General features: G+C 63.2%; 2 protein-coding genes. One reads left to right on the top strand and one right to left on the bottom strand.

Going from position 1 to position 1,456, the window contains the following annotated elements; translation table 11 throughout:
• Positions 1–382: 382 nt before the first annotated feature.
• Positions 383–439, bottom strand: a complete 57-nt coding sequence (locus QM806_RS42040; RefSeq protein ID WP_372448445.1) for a hypothetical protein — start codon at positions 437–439, stop codon at positions 383–385.
• Positions 440–633: 194 nt separating this feature from the next.
• Here QM806_RS42040 and QM806_RS40820 point away from each other — a divergent pair.
• A partial coding sequence (locus QM806_RS40820) for a transposase (protein WP_283295032.1) occupies positions 634–1,456 on the top strand: 823 nt, incomplete at its 3' end.

The following is a 1,456-nucleotide window of genomic DNA, read 5'->3' as shown; positions in this document are numbered from 1 at the left end:
TTCCTCGATGAGGCAACGAATAGGTGTACGCGCGCATTTTTCGTGAGTCAACGCGCTCCCTTGCGAACCGACCGTTCGAAATGCTTTGCTGTGCAGAGGGTCGCGTGCCGGTGGCGGACAGCGTCAGGCATGGAGGCCGGCCACGGCTGCATCGTCGGGCTCGTGGCATACCTCGAAAGGGTCGACTGTGCCCATTTCTTTCAACTGAGCTATCAGCGGGATCCTGGCCGTTCAGGGCACGGGAGGAAGCTGATCTGTGGTGCGGGGGTGTTTCGGGTGGATGTAGGTGTGGTTGGCGGGTCGGGTCGTTTCTGGTTGGTGATGTATTCGGCGATGAGCGACAGCGGCGCTTCGCCTGCGGACGCAGGCGAAGTAGGAGCGACTAGAAGTGGTTGCCCTGCAAGTATTTGCGTATGTGTTCGGGGAACTCCTGCCGCAGGCGGCGGGCGGAGACGCCTTTGAGGCTGTTGACCTGGGTGGATCAGTAGGTGCGCTCGGTGTCGCCGTCGAATTCGGTGAGGTGAGTGTTGCCCCGAACTTGTCGTACCCCTCTGTCATGATCTGTTCACACATCGGGTCGGTGAAGGCTAGTCGACTAGGGGAGGCGGTGGGTGCGTGGTGAGAAGGGTTGTCGTGGTCAAGCTCGTACCCACTGCGGATCAGTTCGCGGCGCTGGAATCGACGTTGGTGTTGTGCAACGAGGTTGCCAACGAGGTGGCCGGGTTGGCGCAGTCGATGGAACTGCGGTCACGACGGGCGCTGCAAGTCGCGCTGTATCCGAAGGTGAAGGCACGGGGGCTCTCCGCGCAGCCGGCGTTGCATGTTCTGCGGAAAGTGGCCGACGCGTACACCACCCGGCAGGCGACCCTGACCAACGGAAACTACGGTCGGCCGGGGTCGACACGGTATACGGCGGTGGCGGAGACCGCGGTCGCATTCCGGCCGCACGCTGCCCAACCGTTCGACGACAGATGCCTGTCGTGGCAAATGGATTCCTCGACGGTGTCGATCTGGACCACGGCGGGCCGGATGCGGGGTGTGCGGTTCGTGTGCGCGCCGTGGCAACACAAGCTTCTCGCTTCCCGCAAGGGTGAATCCGACCTCGTCTACCGCGACGGGCACTTCTACCTGTACGCCACCGTCGACGAGCCCTCACCGGAACCGGCCCCGCCGCCGGACACCGCCGAAGGCTGGCTGGGAGTGGATCTGGGGATCGTGAACCTCGCCGTCACCACCGACGACGATCCGGCCACCCTCGACGTGCGGTGGTCCGCAGGGGCGGTGACCGCGCGTAGGAAGAAGTACGCCCCCCTGCGCGCGAGTTTGCAACGAGTCGGCACGAAATCCGCGAAACGGAAATTGAAGGCACGGCGACGAAAGGAACAGCGGTTCGCCACCGACATCAACCATCAACTGTCGAAAACTATTGTTGCCAAGGCACAACGCACCGGTCGTG

The sequence above is a fragment of the Rhodococcus sp. IEGM 1351 genome, assembly GCF_030056875.1.
In the GTDB taxonomy this organism is placed as follows: domain Bacteria; phylum Actinomycetota; class Actinomycetes; order Mycobacteriales; family Mycobacteriaceae; genus Rhodococcus_F; species Rhodococcus_F opacus.
Note: the sequence above shows the minus strand (reverse complement) of the source record. Positions and strands in the feature narration are given on the sequence as shown.